1 protein-coding gene is annotated in these 1173 nt (G+C 34.1%); it reads left to right on the forward strand.

What is annotated here, in order from left to right:
• Positions 1 to 1173: N-6 DNA methylase (locus QVO88_RS08545; protein WP_288177928.1), on the forward strand; the 1173-nt coding region annotated here is incomplete at both ends.

Below are 1173 nucleotides of genomic sequence, written 5' to 3' on the forward strand. Positions count from 1 at the left end.
AAGAAGCAAGTTCACATTGATGCTTTAGATATCAATGATGATGCTATTTCAGTTTTGCAAAAAAAGTATGATGATAATCCTGATGTTGATGTTCGTAAAACTGATACGCTATTCGATCCTCAACTCGATAAATATGACATATCGCAATTATGGTTAAAGCAAACGGACACATTGTTGGATGAACAGTTAGATTTTTTCAACTCTACAGGTGGATATTATACTGGCGTTATAGGCAATCCGCCGTATGGTGCTTGGCAGGATTATGAACGACGTGATCAATTAAAAAAGAAATATGTCGGACAGTACGTCAAAGAAACCTATTCTTTGTTTTTATTGAGGTGCATATCTGTATTAAAACTAAACGGAAGATTATCTTTTATTATCCCTGATACGTTTTTGTATGTTAATATGCACACAAAGCTTCGTGAGCTTTTATTGAAGAAAACGAAAATTGAGGAAATCATTATTTTTCCGTCAAAGTTTTTCCCTGGCATTAGTTTTGGATACTCTAATTTATGTATCATTACTTTAGAACGAAGCGAAATGCAAGACGCAATCAACAATTCAGTAAAGATATATAGAGGATTTAAAAAATCCGAGGAATTTCGTCAGTTAATCGCAAATGATACATTGCCAGCTTACATAGAGCAGTTTAATCTTAAACAAAGTGAGGTCTTATCTAATCCTCAACATAGATTTGTTTTCGCTGATAATCAAATAGTTTCTTTATTAAGGGAAACCACAGTCAATCTTGGAGATGTTGCAGATGTAGTAACAGGTTTCTATACAGGAAATAATACTAAATTCATTAAAGCTGCATCAAATGCTGTAAAAGGTGCAAAAAACTATGAGGTTATAGATCCAAGTATGATTGTAGATAATTCTTCTACTGATGGAGCATCAGACCTATCCGAAGCATATATTCCATTTATAAAAAGTGCATCTGATAAACGATATATTCGTAGTCGTGAGGATTGGTATGTGCGCTGGGACAGCGAAACTGTCTCCTTTTATAAAGCTGATAAAAAAGCTCGATTCCAGAATTCCGAGTATTATTTTAAGACGGGTATCGGAATTCCTATGGTTAAGTCAAGTAGAATTAAGGCTTTTTTGATGCAGAACCGAGTATTTGATCAATCAATCGTAGGGATATTCCCTAAAGACAAAACAAAG

This window comes from Ruminococcus sp. CAG:57 (assembly GCF_000435935.1).
Classification (GTDB): domain Bacteria; phylum Bacillota; class Clostridia; order Oscillospirales; family Ruminococcaceae; genus Hominimerdicola; species Hominimerdicola aceti.